Origin of the sequence: Lentibacillus sp. Marseille-P4043 (assembly GCF_900258515.1) — a bacterium.
Lineage (GTDB): Bacteria > Bacillota > Bacilli > Bacillales > Amphibacillaceae > Lentibacillus_C.
On record NZ_LT984884.1, the window covers coordinates 1,855,520 to 1,880,812 of the forward strand.

23 protein-coding genes and 1 riboswitch are annotated in these 25,293 nt (G+C 41.4%); of the genes, 19 read left to right on the forward strand and 4 right to left on the reverse strand.

Translation table 11 applies throughout. From position 1 onward, the window contains the following. The first annotated feature begins 14 nt into the window (after window positions 1-14). Together C8270_RS09050 and C8270_RS09055 are read left to right on the forward strand one after the other, a co-directional pair. Window positions 15-956, forward strand: coding sequence for a carbohydrate ABC transporter permease (locus tag C8270_RS09050; protein ID WP_199794663.1), 942 nt, complete (start codon window positions 15-17; stop codon window positions 954-956). Between the two features lie 68 nt (window positions 957-1,024). Continuing rightward, window positions 1,025-1,777, forward strand: coding sequence for a carbohydrate ABC transporter permease (locus C8270_RS09055; protein ID WP_442785828.1), 753 nt, complete (start codon window positions 1,025-1,027; stop codon window positions 1,775-1,777). A 102-nt stretch (window positions 1,778-1,879) separates the two neighbouring features. Here C8270_RS09055 and C8270_RS09060 read toward each other — a convergent pair whose 3' ends face one another. Then, window positions 1,880-2,671: an SDR family oxidoreductase gene (locus C8270_RS09060; RefSeq protein WP_106496521.1), complete on the reverse strand. Its 792-nt coding sequence runs from the start codon at window positions 2,669-2,671 to the stop codon at window positions 1,880-1,882. Between the two features lie 191 nt (window positions 2,672-2,862). Between C8270_RS09060 and C8270_RS09065 the strand changes: the two genes are divergently transcribed. The 8 genes from C8270_RS09065 to C8270_RS09095 all read left to right on the forward strand — a co-directional run bounded on the left by C8270_RS09065 (window position 2,863) and on the right by C8270_RS09095 (window position 13,581). Then, window positions 2,863-3,846 (forward strand): Gfo/Idh/MocA family protein, encoded by a 984-nt coding sequence (locus C8270_RS09065; RefSeq protein ID WP_106496522.1) that lies wholly within the window; start codon window positions 2,863-2,865, stop codon window positions 3,844-3,846. A gap of 47 nt (window positions 3,847-3,893) precedes the next feature. After that, a riboswitch (PreQ1 riboswitch) is annotated at window positions 3,894-3,940 on the forward strand. Between the two features lie 77 nt (window positions 3,941-4,017). Next, window positions 4,018-4,515 (forward strand): preQ(1) synthase, encoded by a 498-nt coding sequence (gene queF, locus C8270_RS09070; protein ID WP_106496523.1) that lies wholly within the window; start codon window positions 4,018-4,020, stop codon window positions 4,513-4,515. 691 nt (window positions 4,516-5,206) lie between these two features. Continuing rightward, window positions 5,207-5,494 carry a hypothetical protein gene (locus C8270_RS19930; RefSeq protein ID WP_158701679.1) on the forward strand — a complete coding sequence of 96 codons (288 nt, stop codon included), beginning with the start codon at window positions 5,207-5,209 and terminating at the stop codon, window positions 5,492-5,494. A 55-nt stretch (window positions 5,495-5,549) separates the two neighbouring features. Next, on the forward strand, window positions 5,550-7,643 hold the full coding sequence (locus C8270_RS09080) for a catalase (RefSeq protein ID WP_106496524.1): 2,094 nt from the start codon (window positions 5,550-5,552) through the stop codon (window positions 7,641-7,643). A 332-nt stretch (window positions 7,644-7,975) separates the two neighbouring features. Then, window positions 7,976-9,319 (forward strand): aminotransferase family protein, encoded by a 1,344-nt coding sequence (locus tag C8270_RS09085; protein ID WP_106496525.1) that lies wholly within the window; start codon window positions 7,976-7,978, stop codon window positions 9,317-9,319. A gap of 872 nt (window positions 9,320-10,191) precedes the next feature. Then, window positions 10,192-11,601, forward strand: a complete 1,410-nt coding sequence (locus C8270_RS09090; protein WP_106496526.1) for an APC family permease — start codon at window positions 10,192-10,194, stop codon at window positions 11,599-11,601. A gap of 55 nt (window positions 11,602-11,656) precedes the next feature. Beyond that, window positions 11,657-11,794 (forward strand): hypothetical protein, encoded by a 138-nt coding sequence (locus C8270_RS19935; protein WP_158701680.1) that lies wholly within the window; start codon window positions 11,657-11,659, stop codon window positions 11,792-11,794. A gap of 560 nt (window positions 11,795-12,354) precedes the next feature. Next, the gene (locus C8270_RS09095; RefSeq protein ID WP_234028526.1) at window positions 12,355-13,581 is read left to right on the forward strand and encodes a M24 family metallopeptidase; all 1,227 of its coding nucleotides are present in this window, start codon (window positions 12,355-12,357) and stop codon (window positions 13,579-13,581) included. A gap of 146 nt (window positions 13,582-13,727) precedes the next feature. On the opposite strand, the gene C8270_RS09100 is transcribed toward C8270_RS09095, so the two are convergent. After that, on the reverse strand, window positions 13,728-14,717 hold the full coding sequence (locus C8270_RS09100; RefSeq protein ID WP_106496528.1) for a 2-hydroxyacid dehydrogenase: 990 nt from the start codon (window positions 14,715-14,717) through the stop codon (window positions 13,728-13,730). 199 nt (window positions 14,718-14,916) lie between these two features. Here C8270_RS09100 and C8270_RS09105 point away from each other — a divergent pair, with 199 nt between their 5' ends. The 5 genes from C8270_RS09105 to C8270_RS09125 all read left to right on the forward strand — a co-directional run bounded on the left by C8270_RS09105 (window position 14,917) and on the right by C8270_RS09125 (window position 20,150). Next, entirely contained in the window at window positions 14,917-15,603 is a 687-nt protein-coding gene (locus C8270_RS09105; protein WP_106496529.1) for a GntR family transcriptional regulator, read from the forward strand. Continuing rightward, complete coding sequence (gene gabT / locus C8270_RS09110) at window positions 15,600-16,952, forward strand: 4-aminobutyrate--2-oxoglutarate transaminase (protein WP_106496530.1); 1,353 nt, start codon at window positions 15,600-15,602, stop codon at window positions 16,950-16,952. Before C8270_RS09105 ends, gabT begins: the two co-directional genes overlap by 4 nt. A gap of 42 nt (window positions 16,953-16,994) precedes the next feature. Beyond that, complete coding sequence (locus tag C8270_RS09115) at window positions 16,995-18,440, forward strand: NAD-dependent succinate-semialdehyde dehydrogenase (RefSeq protein WP_442785796.1); 1,446 nt, start codon at window positions 16,995-16,997, stop codon at window positions 18,438-18,440. A gap of 82 nt (window positions 18,441-18,522) precedes the next feature. Further along, a complete protein-coding gene (locus C8270_RS09120; RefSeq protein ID WP_234028641.1) occupies window positions 18,523-18,900 on the forward strand; it encodes a Rid family hydrolase in 378 nt (125 codons plus the stop codon). A gap of 50 nt (window positions 18,901-18,950) precedes the next feature. After that, on the forward strand, window positions 18,951-20,150 hold the full coding sequence (locus C8270_RS09125; RefSeq protein WP_234028527.1) for a M20 metallopeptidase family protein: 1,200 nt from the start codon (window positions 18,951-18,953) through the stop codon (window positions 20,148-20,150). A 3-nt stretch (window positions 20,151-20,153) separates the two neighbouring features. Here the strand turns inward: C8270_RS09125 and C8270_RS20265 are convergent, their stop codons facing one another. Next, on the reverse strand, window positions 20,154-20,411 hold the full coding sequence (locus C8270_RS20265; protein ID WP_199794664.1) for a hypothetical protein: 258 nt from the start codon (window positions 20,409-20,411) through the stop codon (window positions 20,154-20,156). Window positions 20,412-20,456: 45 nt separating this feature from the next. On the opposite strand from C8270_RS20265, the gene C8270_RS09135 reads away from it, so the two are divergent. From C8270_RS09135 to alr, 3 genes are all read left to right on the forward strand, one after another. After that, on the forward strand, window positions 20,457-21,440 hold the full coding sequence (locus C8270_RS09135) for a pyridoxal-phosphate dependent enzyme (RefSeq protein ID WP_106496533.1): 984 nt from the start codon (window positions 20,457-20,459) through the stop codon (window positions 21,438-21,440). A gap of 28 nt (window positions 21,441-21,468) precedes the next feature. Further along, on the forward strand, window positions 21,469-22,299 hold the full coding sequence (gene dat / locus C8270_RS09140) for a D-amino-acid transaminase (protein WP_106496534.1): 831 nt from the start codon (window positions 21,469-21,471) through the stop codon (window positions 22,297-22,299). 65 nt (window positions 22,300-22,364) lie between these two features. Then, entirely contained in the window at window positions 22,365-23,498 is a 1,134-nt protein-coding gene (gene alr, locus C8270_RS09145; RefSeq protein ID WP_234028528.1) for an alanine racemase, read from the forward strand. A 69-nt stretch (window positions 23,499-23,567) separates the two neighbouring features. Here the strand turns inward: alr and C8270_RS09150 are convergent, their stop codons facing one another. Continuing rightward, complete coding sequence (locus tag C8270_RS09150; protein ID WP_106496535.1) at window positions 23,568-23,918, reverse strand: hypothetical protein; 351 nt, start codon at window positions 23,916-23,918, stop codon at window positions 23,568-23,570. Window positions 23,919-24,123: 205 nt separating this feature from the next. Here C8270_RS09150 and C8270_RS09160 point away from each other — a divergent pair, with 205 nt between their 5' ends. Further along, window positions 24,124-25,194, forward strand: a complete 1,071-nt coding sequence (locus C8270_RS09160) for a tartrate dehydrogenase (RefSeq protein WP_106496536.1) — start codon at window positions 24,124-24,126, stop codon at window positions 25,192-25,194. The last annotated feature ends 99 nt before the right edge of the window (window positions 25,195-25,293 follow it).

The window sequence follows — 25,293 nt, forward strand, 5'->3', positions numbered from 1 at the left end:
TTAGGAGGTATTATGTGGAGAGAGAGATTCAAGTAAAACGACGTAAAAGGAGATTGACCAAAGACCAGTGGACTGCAATCGGGTTTCTAATTCCGTCTTTTCTTTTAATCCTTGTTTTTGTTTATGGATTTATCGGTTGGACGGGGTATGTATCACTGAGCAATTGGAATACATTAGTACCAGATTTTTCCTTTGTCGGTCTAAAAAACTATATATATTTATTTCATGATTTTCGATTTCAAGCTGATTTACGAAATACATTGTTCTTCACTGTGTTATTTATTGGATTGGTCATTGTAATGGGAATGGGATTAGCGATATTAATTGACCAAAAATTAAAAGGTGAAGCGATCTTTCGAAATATATTTTTATTCCCGATGGCATTATCGTTTATTGTTACTGGTGTTGTCTGGCAGTGGTTGTTAAATCCTTCAACGGGATTTAATAAATTTCTAAGTGTTTTTGGTATCGAACCCAAGTGGTATACAGATACGAATGTTTTGGCAGGATTTGAATGGGGGAGCATTGAGTTTGGCTTGCCTGTGGCGATCATTGCAGTTGTTATTGCAGCAGTCTGGCAAATGACTGGCTTTTCGCTGGCAATGTATTTAGCTGGATTGCGCGGTATTCCGGATGAGCTGCGGGAAGCGGCAAGAATGGATGGAGCAAGCGAGTTTCAAATCTATCGAAAAGTTGTGCTGCCAATGCTACTACCGATTACGATGAGCGTCATTATTATCATGGCTCATATTTCATTGAAAATATTTGATCTTATTTATGCGATGACAGGATCAGGTGCAAATTTCGTCACTGATGTACCTGGTGTATACATGTTTGAAACGACATTTAGGGGAAACTATTACGCAAACGGAGCTGCTATTGCAATTATCATGTTGCTTTTAGTTGCAATCTTTATCGTTCCCTACCTATGGAATAGTAGAAAGGGTGATAATTAATGGCGGCATTTAATATAGGAAAGTTCTTTAAATATCTCATTCTGATCGTTTTGGCAATTGTTTTCTTAATGCCAATTTACGTCATCCTCGTAACAAGTTTAAAGCCTTTAGATGAAGTATCGCTAGATCAAATGTGGGCATTACCAACTTCGATTGATTTTAGTTCATATGCTGAAGCATTTTCTAATTTAGCTCCAAACCTCATGAACAGTATTTACTTGGTTGTACCGGCAACATTATTGTCTGCATTGTTAGGTGCTATGAATGGATATGTTTTATCAAAGTGGAAGTTTAAAGGTGCTAACACAATCTTTATGGTTATTTTGTTCGGAATGTTTATCCCGTACCAAAGTATTTTAATTCCATTGATTCAATTTTTACGGACAATTGATTTATATAATACGATACCAGGATTAATTCTTGTGCATGTTGTATATGGTTTGCCGATTACAACACTGATGTTCCGAAACTTTTACGCAAGTATTCCAGATACAATGATAGAAGCCGCTAAAATAGATGGAGCAAATTTCCTCGGGATCTTCAGACATATTATTATACCTTTATCTATCACCGGCTTTGTCGTTGTAGCGATTTGGCAGTTTACAAATATTTGGAATGAATTTTTATTTGCTGTAACCGTCACAACTTCAGATAAGCAGCCGGTCATGGTTGCCTTACAGAATTTATCCGGTAGCCAAATTGTCCAGTGGAATGTGCAAATGGCCGGAGCATTACTTGCAGCTCTGCCGACTTTACTGGTTTACATCTTTTTAGGAAAGTATTTTGTTAGAGGGTTATTGGCTGGATCTGTTAAGGGGTAGAATTGTAATTTGTAAACTTGAAGGCATTTTTAAAAAAAGAAGGTCTCATAAGCCGTAAGTCATGCTAAGAGCTTATGGGACCCTCTTTGAATAGTTCTCCTATTACAACGCTTTCACCAAACCACCATCTACAACCAATGACTGTCCTGTCACATAAGTGTTTGCCTGCGAGCATAAATACACAATCATATTCGCAAATTCTTGTGGCTCGCCGTATCGCTTAATTGGAATGGATTGTTCCGTCTTGGCTTTTAGTTCGTCCGCATTCATGTTGAGTTTTTCCGCATTTTGTTGATCTAAATTGGCAACACGATCAGTTGCAATTCTTCCTGGCCCAACTGTGTTAATTAATATATTATCTTCTGCAAGTTCCTGAGATAAACTTTTGGAAAGACCGACAATCCCCGCTCTAAATGTGTTGGATAAAATCAAATTATCCAGTGTTTGTTTAATAGAGGAGGAAGCAATATTAACAATATGACCGCTTCGTTGTTTTTTCATATAGGGCAAAACCTCTCGGATGGTCCGGACAAAGCTTAACAGGTTCAATTCAAATGCATCGTGCCATGCCTGGTCATCGAAATCGGAAAATAGCCCTGCTGGAGGACCGCCTGCATTATTAACCAGAACATCTATAGTGCCGTTTTTCTCTACCGCTTTTGCGATTAATTGTTTGATGGAATCAGGTTTAGTAATATCGCAGACCGCGTATTCCACATTTTCATTTCCGGTTTCTTTTTGTATATCATTTTTTGCTTTTTCTAATTCCTGTTCATTTCGGCTGGAAATAAAAACATGTGCTCCTTCAGCTGCAAACGTTTGTGCCGATGCTTTTCCCAAGCCTTTGCTCGATGCCAATACAACAACTGACTTTCCTTGTAAACCTAGGTCCATGTTGATCCCTCCTGTTAATATCTATAATTAGAAATATCTTAATATTAATCGATTGGAAATTCAAGCTGTGGAGGGATTTGATAAAACGGTTCAATTAACTTTCGTGCGTTCTAGTTCTTTTCCTGCTAAAATGCAGATGAGGTAGTATACGTTATTTATTAACAACAATTACATAAAGGAAGTGTGAAAAAATGAAATTCGGTACCATTGGAACAAGCTGGATCACGGAAGCCTTCATTGATGCCGCAAACGAAGCGGATAATTTTAAACTTGCGGCAGTCTATTCCCGCGCGGAAGACAAAGCAAAACAGTTTGCCGAAAAAAATAATGCACCACATTATTTTACGGATTTACAGCAAATGGCAGCAAGTGATGAACTCGATTGTGTGTATATTGCGTCGCCCAATTCCTTGCATTTTGAACAGGCCGTCTTATTTTTAAAGCATAAAAAGCATGTTATCTGTGAAAAGCCAATTTTTTCAAATACAACGGAATTACAGGAAGCACACCGAATTGCCGAGGAAAATGAAGTCTATTTGTTTGAAGCCATGCGAAATATCCATTCTCCTAATTTTTTACGTCTGCAGGAGAATATCAAGGAAATAGGAACCGTCCGCAGTATGATGCTACAACGAGTCCAGTATTCATCACGGTATGATAAGTATTTAGCTGGGGAAACACCTAATATCTTTTCAGCTGAATTTTCCGGTGGGGCACTTGTGGACTTAGGGATTTATCCACTTTCTATTGCTGTAGCACTATTTGGTAAACCGCAACGTGTTACCTATTTCCCTGTTATCTTGAAGAGTGGTATTGATGGAAATGGCACACTTGTTTTAGTGTACCCTGATTTTACTTGCACGATTGTTTGCTCGAAAATTTCCAATTCCTTTAACCCAAATGAAATTCATGGGGAAGAAGGTACACTGTTATTCGGTGATTCTGGTACACTTACAAATCAAGCGCTAGTCAAAACGCATTCTGATGAAAAAGTAATATTAGATACTGTGGTTCATGAGCATGACATGGTATTTGAGATTAATCATTTTCAAGAAATCATAGAGACAGAGAATGAGCAGGAATATAAAAGGTTGAAAGAATTAAATTATTTGGTGCTTTCGATTACAGAAGAGGCACGTAAACAAAGTGGAATAGTGTTTGGTGTTGAAAGGTAATATCGAATTGACATCACACGAAGCCCACTATATAATAATTGAAGATATTGAGAGAGGTTCTTAGCTTAAACCCTCTATAAAAAACTAAGGACAGATGATATCGATTAGGAGACCATGTGCCTTAGGCTGTGGTCTTTTTTTGTTTTTAAAAATGGTGGGAGGTATTTTAAAATGGCGGGAAGACGAGATGAGGAATTACCAGATATTACGCTTTTAGGCAGCCAGGGAACGACATATGAATTTGATTACACACCAGAAGTTTTAGAGACATTTGATAATAAGCATCCAAACAGAGACTATTTTGTAAAATTCAATTGTCCGGAATTTACAACATTGTGTCCGAAAACAGGACAACCAGATTTTGGTACGGTCTACATTAGCTACATACCCGGAGAAAAAATGGTGGAAAGTAAATCATTAAAATTATATTTATTTAGTTTCCGAAACCATGGTGATTTTCATGAAGACAGTATGAATATTATTATGAACGATTTAATCGATCTAATGGATCCGCGTTATATTGAAGTGTGGGGGAAATTTACACCACGCGGAGGTATTTCTATTGATCCGTATTGCAATTATGGTAAGCCCGGAACAAAATTTATGCAAATGGCCGACCATCGGATGATGAATCATGATTTGTATCCGGAAAAAATAGATAATCGCTGAGAAGTTGAGTAATATGTCTTTGGCAAACGGCTTTGATGATAGTTAGCAGCGACTAAATGAAGGTTCATCCTAACTTTGTGATCGAAGCTGCTCTTGTGTATGATGATTTTTATTAGGCTAACTTTAGAAACGTGGTTGGAAAATCACGTTTCTTTTTGTTTGCAGATTCGTTGTGTCCTCTTACATCGAATTAAACGCCAAGTCGCCGGACGAACGCGAAAAGTCGCCGGACGAACGCAGAAAGTCGCCGGACGAACGCGAAAAGTCGCCGGAAGAACGCGAAAAGTCGCCGGACGAACGCAGAAAGTTGCCGGAAGAACGCGAAAAGTTGTCGGAAGAACGCGGAAAGTCGCCGGACGAACGCGAAAAGTCGCCGGACGAACGCGAAAAGTCGCCGGACGAACGCAGAAAGTCGCCGGACGAACGCGAAAAGTCGCCGGACGAACGCGGAAAGTTGCCGGACGAACGCGGAAAGTCGCCGGACGAGCGCGGAAAGTCGCCGGACGAACGCGGANCTCCATCGTCGGCACGGGCAGAGTAGTATAAGAGACAGGAACGCGAAAAGTCGCCGGACGAACGCGAAAAGTCGCCGGACGAACGCGAAAAGTCGCCGGACGAACGCGAAAAGTCGCCGGACGAACGCGAAAAGTCGCCGGATGAACGCGGAAAGTCGCCGGACGAACGCAGAAAGTTGCCGGACGAACGTGGAAAGTCGCCGGATGAACGCGAAAAGTCGCCGGAAGAACGCGGAAAGTCGCCGGAAGAACGCGAAAAGTCGCCGGACGAACGCGGAAAGTTGCCGGAAGAACGCGGAAAGTCGCCGGACGAGCGCGGAAAGTCGCCGGACGAACGCGGAAAGTTGCCGGAAGAATGTATGCTGCTTTACAATGCCTGGATTGCGCTAGTTTTACAAAAGCAATCATCTACACTTTTCCCCATTTGCAATAATCGGCTAAAAAAGAGTAATAAACTTTTATAAAGGCACATATGGATTTAAATAGAGTTTAAAATCTTACAACAGGATGGGTGATCAGATGGATAAAGATAAAGATCAAAATCAAGATCAAAATCAAAATCGAAATATAAAGCCCACTGACGGCAACCCTAAAGATGAGCAGCTGGAAAAGAACCGTGAAAAAAACACTGGTCCAGGTAAAAAATTAACGAGTGATGCCGGTTTAAAAATCTCGAATGATCGGTGGTCTTTAAGGGCAGGAAAACGTGGGCCAACATTATTTCAAGACTTTCATTTTTATAAAAAACAATCGCATTTTAACCGAGAACGGATCCCGGAAAAAGTGGTTCACGCAAGAGGTGACGGGGCATATGGAGAATTTGAATTATATAAATCTATGAGGCATGTCACAAGAGCTCATTTTCTACAAGAGCCTGGATGTAAAACACCTGTATTTGTTCGATTTTCCAACTTTATCGGGAGTAAAGGCTCAAAGGATACAGCCATTGATATACGCGGTTTTGCAACCAAGTTTTATACACAAGAAGGAAATTACGATATGCTGGCACTCTCATTTGCAGTCTTCTCTATTATGGATGCCATGAAATTTGCAGATTTTGTGCATGCAGTTAAACCAAATCCTAGAACAGGGGTTCCACAAGCTACTGTTGCGCATGACAATACGTGGGATTATGTCGCCAGTAACCAAGAAATTGCGCATTTTATTATGTGGCTTATGTCCGATCGGGGTCGTCCAAGAAGCTGGCGTATGATGGAAGCTTGGCCGGTCAATACATTCTGGTTTATTAACGAACAGGGGAAAGGAACCTATGTTAGGTTTGTATGGAAGCCTGTGTTAGGGGTCCATTCATTGTTACTTGATGAAGCGAATATAATCGGCGGGGTAGATCCAGATTTCCATAGGCGGGATTTACATGAGGCTATTGAGTGTGGAGCTTATCCAGAATATGAATTGGGTGTGCAGTTGATCGCTAAAGAAGATGAATTTAAGTATGATTTTGACATTCTGGATGATACAAAACTCTGGCCGGAAGATGTTGTTCCTGTTGAAATCATTGGTAAAATGACATTGAATCGGCTGGTTGATAATCACTTTGCAGAAGAAGAACAGGCTTCATTCGACCCAGCAACTATTGTTCCAGGAATCGATTTCACCGATGATCCCGTCTTGCAGGGTAGATCTTTTGCCTACAGAGATACGGATTATCATCGACTTGGAACGGGAAATATAAATGAAATACCGGTCAATAAGCCTATTGCTGAAACGAATTTTAACCAACGACAAAGCTATGTGCGCCATCGGATTGATGTTGATTCCGTAAACTACCACAAAAATTCATTAGCTGGAAATACACCAGCAGAAACTCCTCCTGAAGAAGGCGGGTATGCACATTATCCTGAAAAGGTTGATGGACACAAGACGAGGGAACGACCAGGCGAATCGTTCTATGATTTCTTTTCCCAGCCAAGACTTTTTTGGAATAGTATGTCGCCTGTTGAGAAACAAAACATCGTGGAAACGTTTAACTTTCATCTTGGCTATGTACAAAGTAAATCGGTCAGACAGCAAGTTGTGGATATGTTTGCTAATGTTGATAGAGAGATGGCATGTAAAATTGCTGATAGTACTGGCGTCAACCGTCCAAGCGGAGGAAACGTGCCAGTATCAAAAAGTTCCCCTTCACTCAGCTTGGCTAATACGCCGCACTATGCATATACAAGAAAAGTAGGGGTGTTAATTAGCAACGGATTCAACGGAGAAGAGGTAAGAGGTGTTCTTACCACCTTACAGCAATATGGGGTATTTATAGAGATTATTAGTGAAAAGCTTGGCACCGTAACTGGGGCTGATGGCACAAAAATCAAAGCTGAAAAGGCATTTGTTTCAACATATCCTGTCCTTTATGATTCGATTTATGTTGTTGGTGGAAGGGCTGAAAATCAAGCAAAATTCAATCAGCACATTATGCATTTTGTAAATGAACAATACAAACACTATAAGCCAATTGGTGTTGCGACGACCGCCCAGTCTTATATTAAAGGATCAGAAGATAATAATCTGGCCGGGGTTGTTTTTGCCGAAAATAATCCAAACTTCGGAAAGGACTTTGTCACAGCAGTCGCTCAACAACGTTTTTGGGATAGAACATAGTGAAAAATACTTTAATGAAAGGAGCAATCCAACTTTGGGTGCTCCTTTCGCTATGATGGAGGTATTTGGGATAAATTTTTTAGAAAAGGTATTTTTCCATAAAAGTATACTTTAAAAAGGATTGACTACGGTGATAATATTTGGTAAATTATTAATAATAAGATAATCATTAACTGCCAAATCTAATTGACTCTGCTGATGAAGTAGAGCATGACCTTGGATTAAAACCAGTTAATATAGGTAGAGAGAGTATGCTTATTTAGCTCTGCCTGTATTTGCTGGTTTTTTGTTTTATAGAAGCAAGTTTGAATAAATAAAAAGGGGGATTCAAAATGGACAATTTAATCGAATTGGATAAAAAGTATTTTATTCATCCGACTTCATCCATCCAACAACAACAGGAAAATGGCGCAAAGGTGATCATGGAAAAAGGGGAAGGGATTTATTTAACCGACAATAATGAAAACGTATACATTGACGCGATGTCATCATTGTGGAATGTCAATGTTGGGCATGGACGAGAGGAATTGGCTGAAGCTGCTGCACAACAAATGAAGAACCTGGCATTTAGTTCCACATTTTCTACGTTTAGCCATGAGCCGGCTATTAAACTTGCAGAAAAGATTGCTAGCATTAGCCCCAAAGGATTAAATGGTGTCTTTTTTACCTCGGGCGGATCGGAATCCAATGACTCGGCAGTTAAACTAGTGCGCCATTATTGGAAGATTCAGGGGGAACCACAACGACGTAAAATTATCGCACTAAAACGTGGCTATCACGGGGTTGCGGCAGCTTCGACAAGTGTAACGGGGATTCCTGAATTTTGGGGGATGGCAGGTCACATGATGACAGACATTACCCATGCGGATACACCATATGGAAGTAGTACAGAAAAAGCGATCACATCACTGCGCCATACGATTGAAATGGAGGGACCGGAAACAGTGGCAGCATTTATGGCAGAGCCTGTCCAAGGTGCTGGTGGTGTACTAATTCCGCCCGAAGATTATTTTAAAGAAGTACGTGCATTGTGTGATGAATACGGTATTTTGTTTGTTGCGGATGAAGTTATCACGGGATTTGGGCGAACTGGAAAAATGTTCGGAATGGAGAATTGGGACGTTACTCCTGATATGATGACGTTTGCTAAAGGGGTTACTAGTGGTTACATTCCACTTGGCGGTGTTGTTGTTTCCGATCATATTCACGAAGTGCTGAAAGAAAAATCGAAGGGTACACTTTTCCACGGTTTTACATATAGTGGGCACCCAACTGCCGCAGCTGTGGCATTGAAGAATATTGAAATTATGGAACGAGAAGGGTTGGTGGAAAACTCTCATAAAATGGGTGAAGTATTACTGAAAGGCTTCCAACGGTTGAAACAGGAACTGAATATTGTTGGGGATGTTAGAACGATTGGCCTTCTCGGTGCAATTGAGCTCGTTCAGGATCCGAAAACAAACAAGCGATTTTCTCCGGATCTAAGAGTTGCGCCGAAAGTGATCGAAGCGTTACATGAAAGAGGTGTCATCTGTCGCCCTGTTACGTATGACGGATCAGACATTATTTGCTTTGCACCACCACTCATTATCGATCAATCGCAAGTTAATACATTGGTTAAGAAAGTTCATGATGCAGTACTGGCCGTTCAAAATCAACTTGGTGTTACGCATTAAAAGAACGGAGAGGCACCCCTGTTTTAGGTTGGGCTAGGATATTATTTTAGCCAGCTATGTGAAAGACTATTTTCAGTTAGAGCGATCTTAAATTGTAGGACTCTAATGGCGTGTAGTAATAATATAACGCAACAAGTCTAGCATCCATATGGGATATATTTAATATAGGCTGTTTTCTAAAAGATTGGGACTGCGATTACTCGCCCCACCGAAGCCATTTGTTGTTTTATACACAATAGATATAAAGTGCGACGTAATAGCAACGTGATTTCCTCCAAAACTTTATAAGATGAGTGCTAATCCAGCGCTGCGGAAAAATACTTGCTTTCCATGGGGAACGCTTCAGCCTCCTCGCTCGCAAAGAACGCTCACTGTGGGGTCTTCAGACTGTTCCTTTTCCCATAGGACTTTGAAAAGGCATCCTTGAATCTTCACCGCACGAAGAAAATGTGTATTTCATTTTCGAGGAGTCTCGCATTTTTCCGCAGCTTAGAATAGTTTTCTGTTCAAGTGATAAGAACTCTTCTAAACATTGATTTCATGGACAATCACCACTCTATAATCGGAAATTCCCTATCAGCGGAGTCAGAATACGTAGACTCCTGTGGGAACAGCACGTGTCCGAAGACCCCGGAAGAAGCGTTTTTTGCTTCTGAGGAGGCTGAGGCCGTGCCCACGGAAAGCGAAGTATTCTGACGGAGCGAAAGTCCAAGCACAATCCCATTAGAACCAGAAAAAACGTCACAAAAGAGAACTTCACTGTGTCGCATTTTCTATCAACTGCGAATTTAAAAAAAATATAATGAAAGGAACTGGTATAATTATAATTAACAGAATAATCTAATTAAATAAAAGTGACTGGAGGGAAGCAAATGAAAAACGAACAAAAACTATTGAAGATTTTGGGGAATAAAGAAGTTCTTGCACTTGCGTTCGGAGCAATGATTGGCTGGGGCTGGGTCGTAACAACTGGTTTGTGGATTACCGAGGCAGGATCGCTTGGAGCAATTTTGGCCTTTGCAATTGGGGGGACGCTAGTTGTCTTTGTCGGGCTTACATATGCTGAACTAGCCTCAGCACTACCACTTGTTGGCGGAGAGCATGTTTACAGTTATAAGGCGATGGGAAGGGTGGCATCTTTTATCGCTACCTGGGCGATTATTCTTGGCTATGTTTCCGTAGTTGCTTTTGAGGCTGTAGCACTGCCAACTGTTTTCGAGTATTTGATTCCCAATTATAGTCAAGGTTATTTATACACCATTGCAGGCTGGGATGTAACGGCTACATGGGCTGGAATTGGAATTGTTGGCTCTTTACTCATAACATGGATTAATTACCGTGGGATTAAGTTAACAACAGTGATTACATTTATTTTTACATTGTTAATCATTATTGCGGGACTTATGTTAATTACGGGCAGTACTGTCAGTGGCAATGTGGAAAACATGCAACCATTATTTGAAAAAGGAGCTGCAGGATTACTAACCGTTATTATTATGACGCCATTCATGTTTGTCGGATTTGATGTTATTCCTCAAGCCGCCGAAGAAATTAATCTACCACAGAAGAGAATCGGTCAATTATTAATTGCATCTGTTATTCTAGCAGTTGTTTGGTATATTGCGGTTATTTTTGGAGTTTCGCGGACATTGAATCCGGCAGAAATCGGTGAATCAAATCTAGTAACAGCTGATGCAATGGCTAAGGCCTTTGGGGATAGTCGCTTTATGGGCAATATCCTTGTGCTCGGTGGTATTGGTGGAATATTAACAAGTTGGATTGGGTTCTATGTTGGTGGTAGTCGTGCGATTTATGCACTCGCGAACGCGGGGATGCTACCAAAAGCCCTTGGTGAATTGCATCCAAAATATAAAACTCCACATAAAGCAATTTTGCTGATTGGTCTATTTTCAACAGTTGCTCCGTTATTAGGCCGTCCTGCACTTGTATGGCTGGTCGATGCTGGTGGACTTGGGTTAGTTGTTGCCTGGTTGATGGTGGCCATTTCGTTTATCATTTTACGAAAAAAAGCACCGGATATGAAGCGTCCATTTAAACTTCCTGGTGGCACAACACTTGGTTGGATTGCGGTAGTATTGGCTGCCGGCATATCCATTTTATATATGCCAGGAATGCCGTCTGCACTGATTTGGCCTTACGAATGGGCAATTGTAGGATTGTGGGCTGTCTTAGGTGTGATTCTTTATAAAATTTCGATGGCGAAGTACGGGAAGAAATATGCAGATGATCATATGAAGAAAGAAATTGATCGTATTGCATAATTTTTAAAGGTATTTTACTCCGCCTAACTGTTTTAGTAATTGACGATTTCTCTAAATGGAAAAATGGAAAAGCTCGGCATTAGCTAATGTCGAGCTTTTTAGTCTTCTTCTCCTGGTGGGTACAATAGATATCCGAAAGACCCCGGATACGCGTTCTTTGCGTCACGAAGAGGCTGAGCACGCCGAAACGTAATCAACTATCACAAAAGTAAATGGTAATTTTGATTTAACTAAGCAACCAAAAATTGTAACAAGATTATAAACCACAACACCAGCGAAGTTATTTCCGTAGCAGTAATTAGTGCGCATTTTATATCAACTACGAAATTTAAAAAGCAGCAAAGAGCCTAAATAAAGATCTAAACGAATTTCTATTTTTAATTAAATTTAGTTTGAACAATAGCATTTTAAGGTATTGTTTCATAAAATAATAGTACATTTTTAATTATTCAAATAATTATTGACATCTAAAAAAGGACTGAATTATAATAGTGGTAACACAGTGTCGACAATCGACAAAAGTTCATTATTTTACCCTGATCCAGTCTTTAATATATCTATTGAATAAAGCAAAATTTCTTCTAATACTCACCTTTCATTTAGTGGGGCTTCTTACTCTCCCACTTTTACTGCCCGTTTACACGGGATAAATTACTTGTCATCATCTGTTAAATATAGCAGCCCACATCATACTAATTAACCAAACTCACATCAATGCAAATTCATTATTAAACTATGTAAGCGCGTTCCAAAATGCGTCAGTTAAATTATGCACGAGGGGAAGGGATGAATGTGTTAACATTTCCTATTTCTGAGTTTCAAGCGAGGTTGACCAAAACGAAACAGCGAATGGTTAACTCTGGTGTCGATGTCCTATTAGTAACAGATCCGGCAAACATGAATTATTTAACTGGATATGATGCTTGGTCATTTTACGTTCATCAACTACTTATTGTGATGCTTGATGAAGATCAGCCGATTTGGGTGGGCCGTGGGCAGGATGCTAGCGCCGCAAAACATACAACTTGGCTTGATGCGGACCATATTATTCCTTACGCCGATAATTATGTTCAATCAATAGTGCGACACCCGATGGATTTTGTTTGTGATCTGTTAAAAATGAAAAGACGCGATAACCAAACCATTGCTGTTGAACTTGATGCATACTATTTTACGGCAAAATGTTATATGCAACTTGTGCAAGGATTGCCTAATGCCACCTTTAAAGATGGTACGAATATGGTCAATTGGGTTCGGATTATAAAATCGGAACAGGAAATCGACTATATTAAACAGGCTGCAAAAATTTCCGAAAAAGCGATGCAAGTTGCTTTTGACACGTTAAATGAAGGAGTTCGAGAATGTGATGTCGTAGCAGGAATCGCACATGCACAAATCAGTGGTTTGGAGGATTTTGGCGGGGATTACCCTGCGATTGTTCCATTACTCCCAACAGGTGAAAAAACATCTGCATGTCATTTGACTTGGACGGATGATACGTTCAAACAGGGTGATCCAGTAATTGTTGAATTGGCAGGTTGCTACAAACGTTATCACTCACCACTAGCCCGAACAGCGGTAATTGGTATGCCATCGGAGCAGATGCAATATGTAGCTGATGTTGTTGTTGAAGGGATTAATACAGCGCTTGATGCTGTTAAGCCAGGTGTAACTTGCGAAGAACTTGAATTAGTTTGGCGTAAAGTAATTGAGAAAAGCGGTATCAAAAAAGAATCACGCATGGGCTATTCGATGGGGCTTAACTATCCACCTGACTGGGGTGAGCATACAGCTAGCCTAAGACCTGGTGATCGTACCGTGTTACAACCAAACATGACCTTCCATTTAATCCCTGGCATTTGGATGGAAAAAATGGGTGTTGAGATCAGTGAATCATTCCGGGTGACAGATTCAGGTTGTGAAGTGCTTGCGGATTTTCCACGAGAATTGTTGGTTAAACCTAATATTCGCTTGGCTTAGTTTTCCTATTGGAGGGGTGAAAGGTCATTTCCTGTATTTGATCACTGCTCCTTTGCGAAAATCACCAAAATAAAAACAGGCGGAGGGCCGTACCTTCCGCCTATTTCATGTGTAAACAATGCTAAATGCTATAATCTATAAAAGATTTACGCTTTCTTTCCATTCCACACACTTGGATTGATTAGGTTTGGTGGTTTTCTACCGTTCAATGCTTCCTCAAGATTGTAAGCAGCGAGCTCCGACATTTCAAGTTCTGTTTCGTGTGTTGAGGATCCAATATGTGGCGTTGTAACAACATTTTTCATTTGCAGTAGCGGGTTATTCGGATCAACCGGTTCTTTTTCAAAAACATCCAATCCTGCAGCAGCGATTTCACCATTCTGAAGTGCTTTGATCAAATCCTGTTCCACAACTGTTCTTCCTCTTGAGCCATTTATAAAGATTGCTGATTTTTTCATTAACTGGAATTCCCGTTTTCCGATGAGTTCTTTTGTTTCTGGTGTTAGTGGAGTGATTAGGCAAACGAAATCAGATTCGCGTAATAATGCATAAAGGTCGAGGTATGTTGCAGCAAATTTTTCTTCGGCGTCGGGTTTACGTGTTCGGCTATGGTATAAAATATCCATATCAAAACCAAAATGAGCTCGCTGTGCGATTGCTTGGCCAATGCGTCCCATCCCAATAATACCTAGCTTTTTATGATGGACATTCATGCCAAAGTGCTCTTCGCCAACTGCCTCGGTTACCCATTCGCCATTTTTTACAAACTGATCTAGTTCTGGAATTCGTCTAGCGGTTGCAATAAGAATGCCGAAAATAGTATCGGCGACAGTATCTGTTAGTACGCCTGGTGTGTTAGTGGCCATAATGTTTCGCTTGTTTAGTTCTTCTACATGCAAGTTGTTATAGCCGACAGAGACGTTGCTCACGATTTTTAAATGTGGCGCGCGTTCCAGTAATTCGCGGTCCACTTCCAATTCCAGCCCAATAATTCCTTCTGCTTGGCCTACATGTTTCAAAAAATCCGGATCGTTTTTTGTATCAATGTTTTTGAAAAATTGTACATCATATTTTTTTTGCAAGTCTTCCAGAACAGGCTTCTCTACACGATTGTACGCAATAATTTTCTTTTTCATTGAATTCCTCCGTCTCCTATTAATCGGTAACTACCCCTAAAATAGCTAGAAATAAGCTGTAAGTCAAGACGAAAAATAAATATTTTAAATTATCTAAATTATAATTGACAATCTAAATAGTCTGAATTATGATGAATATGTGATGATGTCGACAATCGACATAAAACAATTATGTGTTAAATGGAGAGGGGTTTTGCATATGGATGATGATAGTGTTATTTTGCAAAAACCATTGAGTCAGTTAATTGCGGACGCGTTAAAAAAAGAAATTTGGAATAAAGAAATTCAGTTTGGGGAGCGTTTGCTGGAAACAGAACTGGCAGAAAGGTTTGATGTCAGCAGAAGCACGATAAGGGAAGCATTGAAAACGTTGGAAATTGAAGAATTAGTAATTAGTAAAGCGCGGAAAGGGACGTACGTTGCAAATTTTACAGACCAAGATTTGGGTGAAATGATTGAATTGCGGACGTTGTTGGAGACCCGTGCTTTTACTGATGCCATACCACGCCTTGAGAAACAGCATTTACAAAAGCTGGAGGCAATAACCAGTCAAATGAAAGAAAAGGCCGAGGAACAAGACTGGAATGAGTTGTTTGACCTCGATATGAAATTCCACAGCTATGTTGTTAACTTATGCCATAATTCCCGTATTATTAAAATCTACAACTCACTTCAAGTACAAATCAGAACATTTCTCATGCATCTCGATAAGTATTATTCCAGTCCACAATCATTTTACAACGAACATCAGGATTTACTTCGTGCACTAACTTCTAAGGACATACAAACAGTTCAAAACCAGGTGCAAACGCACATTAGCTATGTTGAGGAAAAGCTGCTTGGTACTAACCAACTAAATGAAAATGGGGAGGTTTCAGCAAAATGAACAAACAATTTGCACATGTGAAAACGGAATTACCTGGACCAAAGGCAAAGGAACTGCTTAACCGTAGGCACGATGTTGTTCCACAAGGTGTCAGCTATGGGATTCCAACATTTGTTGAATCAGCAAAGGGAGCGTTGCTGAAGGATGTTGATGGGAATCAATTTATCGACTTTGCTGGAGCAATTGGATGCATTAATGTCGGCCATAGCCATGATACCGTTATCGATGCTTTACATGATCAAGTGGATAAGTATCTTCATACCGGGTTTAATGTCATGATGTATGATCCATATATTGAATTTGCGGAAAAAATCGCTGCACTGGCGCCGGGAAGTTTTACCAAGAAAGTCATGTTTTTAAACAGTGGTGCTGAAGCAATTGAGAATGCGGTAAAAATTGCTCGCAAATCTACTGGGAGGCAGGCGGTTGTATCCTTTTCCGGCGGCTTTCATGGGCGAACATTATTGTCAATGTCATTAACTGGTAAGGTAAAGCCATATAAATATGAATACGGACCATTTGCCCCTGAAGTTTACCATGCCCCATATCCATATGCATATCGGCGTCCAGACTCGATGAGTGAGGAAGCATATACAGATTTCATGTTGCAGCAAGTGGAGAACTTTTTTATTAGTGAAGTGGATCCGAGTCTCGTAGCAGCGTTCATTATGGAACCAGTGCAAGGGGAAAGTGGATTTATTGTTCCGAGCAAGGCATTTGTTCAAGGCGTTTATGAATTGTGTAAACAGCATGGCATTCTGTTCATCGCGGACGAAATTCAAACAGGTTTTGGGCGCACAGGTAAATACTTTGCAACGGAGCATTACGGGGTTGAGCCAGATCTGATCACGATATCTAAGTCAATGGCTGCCGGACTGCCGATTAGTGGTGTGATTGGACGTGAAGAAATTATGGATGCAGCACGCCCAGGTGAATTAGGTGGAACATATTGCGGAAGTCCACTCGGGTGTCGTGCCGGGCTTGCAGTATTGGAAGTGATGGAAAAAGAAAACATCAATGAACGTGCTGAAACAGTCGGTAAGCGGGTTATGGAGAAATTCAAACAGATGTATGACCAGTTTGATGTCATTGGTGATTATCGAGGACTTGGTGCAATGTGTGCTTTGGAATTTGTAAAAGATCGTGCTAGCAAAGAACCGGAAAAAGAGCTAACCGGCCAGATTTTAAAACAGGCCCACCAACGGGGACTTATCGCACTGAAAGCAGGGGTTTATGATAATGTTATCCGATTACTTATGCCATTAGTAATTACAGATAAGCAATTGGAAGAAGGGTTGAACATCTTAGAGGAATCAATTGCGTCTGTTCTTGTTGGTGCTAAAAGTTAGGTTTGAAAAGTTGAATAAAACCAGATTGGAGTGATGGAGAAAATGGATAAAGTCAAAGCGAAACATTATGCCATGCATATCAATGGGGAATGGATTGGGGATGCTCTTGACTCATTAAACGTAACGAACCCAGCTAATGGGCAACTTGTTGGAACGGTACCGAATGGTGGAGAGGCAGAGACGAAGCAAGCAATTAACGCTGCCCATAAGGCTTATCAGTCATGGTCACAGCTAACAGCATATGAGCGTTCGGGTTACTTAAAACGATTACATCAGCTCCTGCTGGAAAATAAAGAGGAATTGGCCCAAATTATGACATTGGAAATGGGAAAACCAATCAATGAATCGCGAGGAGAGGTAGCCTATGCCGCTTCTTTTATTGAATGGTTTGCAGAAGAAGGCAAACGAATTTATGGTGAAACAATTCCGTCACATGCATCTGGGAAACGGCTGCAAGTATGGAAAAAACCTGTTGGCGTTGTAGCAGCAATTACACCATGGAATTTTCCAGCAGCTATGTTAACGCGAAAAATGGGTCCAGCACTTGCAGCGGGTTGTACGATAATCATGAAACCATCAGGTGAAAGCCCATTAACAGCTGTTAAATTAATGGAACTGTGTGAAGAGGCTGGTTTTCCGAATGGGGTTGTAAACCTTGTGACTGGATCATCGTCCAAAATTGCTGGTGCCATTATGAAGGATGACAGAGTCCGTAAAATTACCTTTACTGGCTCTACTGAGGTTGGGAAAATTTTAATTCGACAAAGTGCTGACCAAGTAAAACGGTTATCCCTTGAGCTTGGTGGGCACGCACCATTGATAGTCTTGGATGACGCAAATGTGGATTTGGCTGTTAAAGGTGTGATAGCTTCAAAATTCCGAAATGCTGGTCAAACGTGTATATGTGCCAATCGAATTTATGTTCAAGCAGGTGTTTATGATCAGTTTGTCGAGAAATTTGCGGAGGCAGTGAAACAATTAAAAGTTGGCGACGGTACGGATGAATCTGTCGCGATTGGTCCATTAATTAATCAGGCAGGACTAGATAAAGTGAAATATCACGTACAAGACGCAGTAGCAAAGGGGGCGACGGTCGTTACTGGTGGTGAACCAATAACACAAGATGGCGGGGTATTCTTTGCACCAACTGTCATCAAAGATGTGGATCAATCGATGGTGGTAATGCAAGAAGAAACATTTGGCCCTGTGGCACCAATCCAAAAAATTGCTACAGAGGATGAAGCAGTAAAGTTGGCAAATGAGACACCATACGGATTAGCTGCTTATGTATTTTCGGAAAATGTAGCAAAAGGGACGCGGGTAATCGAACAGCTCGACTTCGGAATTGTAGGCTGGAATGACGGGGCACCATCCGCGGCCCAGGTTCCTTTTGGTGGAATGAAAGAAAGTGGCATTGGCCGAGAAGGTGGGCATGAAGGAATCGATGCGTTTATAGAGTCACAATATGTTTCCATTGGTATGGAGTAAAGTGAAAAGGGAGAAAGGCGTGCAGATTCTAGCTTTCTACTAGGCGGGGCCCTTCTTCCTCCTATTAATGGAAAGGATGGTGATGTTTTTGAAACAAGTGATCCAAACGGAAAATGCACCAAAGCCTAGTGGGCCATATTCCCAAGGTGTGAAATCTGGGGCGTTTATTTTTGTATCGGGGCAAGACGGTGGTACGTCAGCAGGAGAAACAATTGCCGAACAAACCGCTGCCAGCTTGGAGAATATTAAACATATTTTGGCAGAAAAGGATGCGACGCTAGCTGATGTTGTTTATGTTTCGTGCCATCTTTTTGATTTGACCTCAGAAAATGTTCAGGAGTTCAATTATGTCTATGAATCTTACTTTAAAAATGTTGACGTAAAGCCAGCGCGAATTACAGTTGGTAGTCAATTATTAGGTGTAAAAGTAGAAATTACCGCGATTGCATCTGTAAGTTAACGTGAAGGAGGTTGTATAACTTCCTTCTTGTTCATAGAGGGGGCTTGGTTGTGGCTACGGAAAACAAAGCAATGGTTGATAAGGCAAAAAAGTTGACTGTACAGATGATCGAATGGCGACAAAGGTTCCACATGTACCCAGAATTAAGTTTTCAAGAGGTAGAAACGGCACAATTTGTAGCTCAAGTGTTAGGGAAAATTCCAAGTATGCAAGTGGAGGTTGGAGTAGGCTATCCAACTTCTGTCGTCGGCACGCTTTCTTCTGGTGCGGGCCCGACAATCGCGGTTCGTGCTGATATGGATGCCTTACCAATTCAGGAAGAAAATGAACATGAATATAAATCGCAAAATCAAGGTGTGATGCATGCGTGTGGTCATGATGCACATACTGCGATTGGATTAGGTGTTGCTAGTCTACTTGGTGAAAGTTTTCAGAATAAGGAACTACAAGGAACGGTAAAATTTCTATTCCAACCTGCTGAAGAAATGGCTGACGCTACCGGTTCGACAGGAGCCCCATACATGATCAGGGCTGGTGCATTAACGGATGTTGACTGTGTCCTTGCCCTGCATATGAGTCCAGAGAATCAGCTTGGAGAAGTGAAAGTTCACGATGGTTATAGTATGGCAAATGTTGATGTGTTTACTGCAAAAATTTTTGGAACCGGCGGGCATGGGGCATATCCCCATTTGGGAGCAGACCCAGTCTGGATGCTTGGACCAGTGTTGCAGGCCTTGCATGGAATTGTGGCACGTCGTGTATCCCCGCTCGACCCAGCAGTTATTAGTATTGGTAGTATCCAAACTGGCTCAGCAAACAATGTAATTCCGTCTGTTGTAACACTCCGGGGCACCATTCGCAGCTATCAACCAGAAGTTCGACAACTACTACATGAAGAATTAAAGAAGGCTTTTTCATTGGTGCGAGCTTTGGATGGCGATTATGAATTAATCATAACACCAGAAGACCCGTCATTAAAAAATGATCCTAAGGTTAATAAGCTAATTAAAGGTGCTATTAAGGATTTATATCCCAATTTTACAATAGTAGAAACACCATTCGGACTGGGCGGCGAGGACTTTGCACATATGACAGAAGCTGCTCCCGGTGCAATGTTCTTCCTTGGATGTGCCGTAGCAGACGGAATAAACCGCGATCTGCATACACCACACTTTGATATCAATGAACAGGTATTACCAGTTGGCGCATCTATTTTGGCAGAGACTGTCAGACGTTGTTTAATAGAATGATCGTTAAACGGTTAATGGAAAGTCGCGCACCTCCGCTGGAAAGTCGCGCATCTCGAGCGGAAAGTCGCGCACCTCGGTCGAAAAGTCGCGCATCTCGAGCGGAAAGTCGCGCACCTCGGTCAGAAAGTCGCGCACCTCGGTCGGAAAGTCGCGCGTCTCGAGCGGAAAGTCGCGCATCTCGGTCGAAAAGTCGCGCATCTCGAGCGGAAAGTCGCGCATCTCGAGCGGAAAGTCGCGCACCTCGAGCGGAAAGTCGCGCATCCCGAGCGTGCATCACAAATCAGACAATAGAAATGAGGGGATAAGATGATAGAAAAACCTGTCCTACGAGATATTTGGGAGGCACGGAAACGGATTTCTCCGATTGTTACGAAACCGCCCCTCATCTATTCACAGGCATTGTCCGATTTCACAGGTACATCTGTTCACTTGAAACTTGAAAATTTGAATGTTAGTGGTTCCTTTAAAATTAGAGGAGCAGCAAATAAAATTTTAAGCTTAACGCCAGCTGAAATGGAACGTGGGATAACGACATTTTCGACTGGAAATTTTGGGGTGAGTGTTGCTTACATTGCTAAGAAGTTAGGGATTGATGCCACGATTTGTATTTCCAGCAAGGTTCCCCAAGCTAAAGTGGATACATTAAAAAATTCAGGTGCACAAATTGAAATTTATGGGGAATCACAAGATGATGCAGAACAGCGTTGTTATCAGTTGGAGGAACAACATGGACTCACGGTGATACATCCATTTGATGATCCGCATATTATTGCTGGCCAAGGAACAATTGGTTTGGAGTTGCTAGATGATTTGCCAAAAGTCGATACTGTCATTGGTGGTTTATCTGGTGGTGGACTGCATTCAGGGTTAGGATTGGCATTAAAATCGATTGATCCAAATATCCAAGTAATCGGAATATCAACAGCACGTGGGGCAACCATGTATGAGAGCATTCAAGCGGGGAAACCGATCACGATAAAGGAAAAAGACACACTGGCTGATAGTTTACTAGGCGGAATTGGCACTTATAATCAGTATACGTTTGATATGGTTCAGCAATATGTGGATGATATTGTTTTACTAGAAGAAGATGAAATTGCAGAAGGGATGGCGGTCATGCTAGATAAACACCACATGGCTATCGAAGGGGCCGCTGCTTCTGGAATTGGTGCCATTTTAAATAATAAAGTTCCGTTAGGCTCTCATGTTGTGGTTGTAATTAGTGGATGTAGTGTGGATACCTCTGTTCTATTGGATGTTGCCCATCGATATAAATCCAGACTTTCATAATAGCCGATAATAAAAGGGAGGTTTTACAATGGCGAAAATGTTGTATCATAATCAACTTATCGATCGAGAAAATGTAATTGATATCGAGGACCGTGGGTATCAATTTGGTGATGGAATCTATGAAGTGATTGGTGTTTACGATGGTAATCCACTCATGCTAGATGAACATTTAGAACGCCTTGCGAGAAGTGCTCGGGAAGTTCAATTGACATTACCTAGTTCGATTAGTGATTTGAAAAACAACTTGGAAAAGCTTGTCAAGGTAAATGGGCTGACAGAAGGAATTATCTATATGCAGATTTCCCGGGGGGCTGCACCTAGATGGCACGAGTTCCCAAACGCTGATGTTTCGCCTATAACCGTTGCATACACAAGGGCTGAAGAACGAATGACCGATGTAGAAGATCAGGGCGCAACCGCAGTGCTCACGGAAGATATTCGCTGGTTACGCTGTGACATTAAAACACTTAACTTACTACCTAATGTGTTAGCAAAGCAAAAGGCAGTAGAGAACAATGCGATCGAAGCAATTCTCCATCGTAATGAAACTGTTACAGAGGCAAGTGCATCGAACGTGTTTATCGTAAAAAATGGTGAACTTTACACACATCCCGCAAACAATTTTATTTTAAATGGGATTACAAGGCGAAAAATTCTCCAACTATGTGACGCGATACAATTAAAGGTAAACGAAACAGCATATTCCATTGATGACCTGCTGAACGCAGATGAAGTCTTTATTACCGCCACAAAATTAGATGTCATTCCTATCCTAAAAGTTGACGAAAAGGTTATTGGCTCGGGGAAACCTGGCGAAATAACGAAGCGAATTTTGCAGGAATTTCGCACGCTTTACTAGCAATTTGAAGAACGTGATAAATACGGTTCAGCAAAACGATACCTGTATAGGGGAGGGACCAACCCTTGTTGCATTCAATGAATTTGGTATCCCAAAGCCCGACAGTAGCGGAAATAGATGTAACTGCTTTTAAAGAAAATATTCGGACACTAAAAGCGCACATCAAACACTGCTTGCTTCTAGCGGTTATAAAAACAAATGCGTACGGACATGGAATCGTTCCTATCGGGCAAGCAGCTATTGACGCTGGAGCAGAACGTCTAGGTGTAACAGCTGTTGAAGAAGGTGCAATGCTTCGTGAAAATGGCATAGACGTACCTATTCATATTTTAAGTTCCGTTACAGCAGATCGGGCAGCAGATATTGTCTATTACGGATTGACAGCCTCCATTTCCGATCAAAAACTAGCACACGCTATCAGTGAAGAGGCGATTAAACAGCATACAACCGCCTCGGTACATTTGAAAATGAATACAGGGCTTCAACGGTTTGGCATCGATCCAATGAACATGGTAGATTTTTGCCAATCGTGTTACCATCTTCCTGGGTTGCAATGGGAGGGGATTTACACACATTTTTCCAGTGCAGATGAAGCGGATTGGGTAACGACGAAACAGCAATTTACCTTATTTGAAAACACGGTCATGAATTTAGAAAGATATGGATATGATTTTCCCCTCCATCATGTTGGAGGCTCAACCATTGCCATTGAAAGAAATGATATGCTCCTAGACATGGTCAGACCAGGAATTGCATTATTTGGTTACCCACCAGCACCTCGTCAATGCGATATGATAACACTTCAACCCGTCATGACATTAAAATCCAGACTTTTACATGTTCGAAAACTGCCACCGAATACACCAGTTGGATACGGTGGTAGTTATGTCACATCAACTAGGGAAAAAATAGCAATCGTACCAATCGGTCATGGCGACGGTTACCAACGTGCACTGTCAAACAGAGGAGAAATGCTCGTGCGAGGGAAAAGAGCACCGATTGTTGGTACAATTTCGCTTGATCAAACTTTGATTGACGTCACAAATATACCTGATGTCCGTGAAGGGGATGAAGTGGTTTTACTTGGCAAACAGGGGGATGAGGAAATTAACGCACGTGAAATTGCCGGGTGGATGAATAGCATTGTTGATGAAGTATTATCGGGGTTGATGGAACGGATACGAAGGAAGTATATGTAGACATGTGCTTCCTCCTTTGCTTAAATCAAGTGATAAGTGGCGAGTTCAACAGTTCATTGTTTTTTGATTTTAAATTTCGTAGTTGAAGAAAAATGCGATGTAGATTGAAATAGGGGTTGGACTGCCGTTACGGAAAAACACTTTGCCTTGATACGAGGGATCGGGTTGATGTTTCCGCATTTGGGTTGATGTTTCCGAATTGGGGTTGATGTTTTCGAATTGGGGTTGATATTCCCGCATTGGGGTTGATGTTCCCGTATTCGGGTTGATGTTTTCGAATTGGGGTTGATGTTTTCGCATTGGGGTTGATGTTTCCGCATTCGGGTTGATGTTTCCGCATTTGGGTTGATGTTTTCGCATTGGGGTTGATGTTCCCGTATTCGGGTTGATGTTTTCGAATTGGGGTTGATGTTCCCGCATTTGGGTTGATAACTCCGCGCTCGTGCCAGCAGGAATTACCGGTGTGTTATATTTGTCATATTCGGTGATAGGAAGTAGTATTGCCCTTTTAATTGCGGGGATTATTGTTCAATTCTTCTTGCTCCGTTATTTAGGCAATCGTCATGAAAAAAAGTACATGGAAGCGGACAGTAGGATTGGCGCATAGAAAAGTAGGGGGGAAATCATGAAAAATTACACAATCGCACTAATACCAGGGGATGGGATTGGGCCAGAAGTTGTTGCAGAAGGTGTAAAAGTTTTACAAGCAATCGAAAAGGCGGACGATGCGATTTCATTCTCTTTCACGAGGTATCCTTGGGGATGTGAATATTATCTCGAGAATGGAAAAATGATGGATGCGGACGGAATGGAAAAATTAAAAAGTGCTGATGCGATTTACCTTGGGGCTGTCGGCTATCCAGGTGTACCTGATCACATTTCATTAAGGGATTTATTATTGCGGATCCGTAAAGAATTTGATCAGTATGTGAATTTGCGTCCTGTTACATTATTGCACCCGACCTTGACACCATTAAAATCGAAAACGGAAAGGGACATCGATTTTCTTGTCATCCGGGAAAACAGTGAAGGAGAGTATGCCGGAGTTGGAGATTGGTTATATAGGGGAAAGCCCGAAGAAGTGGTATTGCAGACAGGGGTATTTTCTCGAAAAGGTACGGAGCGGATTATTCGTTATGCATATGAAGAAGCACGTAAAGCGAATAAAACATTGACAAGTGTTAGTAAGGGAAACGCCCTAAATTATTCCATGGTTTTCTGGGATGAGGTCTTTGAGGAAGTTGGAAAGGAATATCCAGATGTAAAAACATATTCGTATCTTGTTGATGCAGCAAGTCTTTATTTTGTTTCAAATCCGGAACGCTTTGGGGTTGTGGTGACATCGAATTTGTTTGGCGATATTTTGACTGACATTGGCGCCGCAATAACGGGTGGAATGGGACTCGCGACAGGGGCCAACGTTAACCCGGAAAAAAATTATCCTTCCATGTTCGAGCCTGTCCACGGTTCAGCACCAGATATAGCTGGAAAAGGGTTAGCTAATCCACTTGCAGCCATTTGGTCCGTTAGTCAAATGATGGATTTCTTCGGTGAGAAGCAGTGGGGAAGCACTATTTTAAAGACCATTAAAAAAATACTAAACGAACCCGAGCAACTTACCCCTGATTTAGGCGGGAAACGTTCAACAAGTGAAGTTGGGGACCGGTTTGTGGAATTGTTGCTGGAGCGTAATTAAATGAAATTGAAAAAAGGGTTGCTGGTGATTGATACCAGGAACTCTTTTTGCTTGGTTAAGGGGTAATACATAAATGGAAAAATTCAAGGAACAATAAAG

Excerpts from the sequence above, each read along its gene's own strand:
- dat (WP_106496534.1), top strand. The coding sequence starts at position 21,469 with ATGGCGAAAATGTTGTATCATAATCAACTTATCGATCGAGAAAATGTA.
- C8270_RS09090 (WP_106496526.1), top strand. The coding sequence starts at position 10,192 with ATGAAAAACGAACAAAAACTATTGAAGATTTTGGGGAATAAAGAAGTT.
- C8270_RS09055 (WP_442785828.1), top strand. The coding sequence starts at position 1,025 with ATGCCAATTTACGTCATCCTCGTAACAAGTTTAAAGCCTTTAGATGAA.
- C8270_RS20265 (WP_199794664.1), bottom strand. The coding sequence starts at position 20,411 with ATGCGCGACTTTCCGCTCGAGGTGCGCGACTTTCCGCTCGAGATGCGC.
- C8270_RS09080 (WP_106496524.1), top strand. The coding sequence starts at position 5,550 with ATGGATAAAGATAAAGATCAAAATCAAGATCAAAATCAAAATCGAAAT.
- C8270_RS09135 (WP_106496533.1), top strand. The coding sequence starts at position 20,457 with ATGATAGAAAAACCTGTCCTACGAGATATTTGGGAGGCACGGAAACGG.
- C8270_RS09160 (WP_106496536.1), top strand. The coding sequence starts at position 24,124 with ATGAAAAATTACACAATCGCACTAATACCAGGGGATGGGATTGGGCCA.
- C8270_RS09095 (WP_234028526.1), top strand. The coding sequence starts at position 12,355 with ATGCGTCAGTTAAATTATGCACGAGGGGAAGGGATGAATGTGTTAACA.
- C8270_RS09150 (WP_106496535.1), bottom strand. The coding sequence starts at position 23,918 with ATGCGGGAACATCAACCCCAATTCGAAAACATCAACCCGAATACGGGA.
- queF (WP_106496523.1), top strand. The coding sequence starts at position 4,018 with ATGGCGGGAAGACGAGATGAGGAATTACCAGATATTACGCTTTTAGGC.
- C8270_RS09105 (WP_106496529.1), top strand. The coding sequence starts at position 14,917 with ATGGATGATGATAGTGTTATTTTGCAAAAACCATTGAGTCAGTTAATT.
- C8270_RS09085 (WP_106496525.1), top strand. The coding sequence starts at position 7,976 with ATGGACAATTTAATCGAATTGGATAAAAAGTATTTTATTCATCCGACT.
- C8270_RS19935 (WP_158701680.1), top strand. The coding sequence starts at position 11,657 with ATGGAAAAATGGAAAAGCTCGGCATTAGCTAATGTCGAGCTTTTTAGT.
- C8270_RS09100 (WP_106496528.1), bottom strand. The coding sequence starts at position 14,717 with ATGAAAAAGAAAATTATTGCGTACAATCGTGTAGAGAAGCCTGTTCTG.
- C8270_RS09060 (WP_106496521.1), bottom strand. The coding sequence starts at position 2,671 with ATGGACCTAGGTTTACAAGGAAAGTCAGTTGTTGTATTGGCATCGAGC.
- gabT (WP_106496530.1), top strand. The coding sequence starts at position 15,600 with ATGAACAAACAATTTGCACATGTGAAAACGGAATTACCTGGACCAAAG.
- C8270_RS09065 (WP_106496522.1), top strand. The coding sequence starts at position 2,863 with ATGAAATTCGGTACCATTGGAACAAGCTGGATCACGGAAGCCTTCATT.
- C8270_RS09115 (WP_442785796.1), top strand. The coding sequence starts at position 16,995 with ATGGATAAAGTCAAAGCGAAACATTATGCCATGCATATCAATGGGGAA.
- C8270_RS09120 (WP_234028641.1), top strand. The coding sequence starts at position 18,523 with ATGTTTTTGAAACAAGTGATCCAAACGGAAAATGCACCAAAGCCTAGT.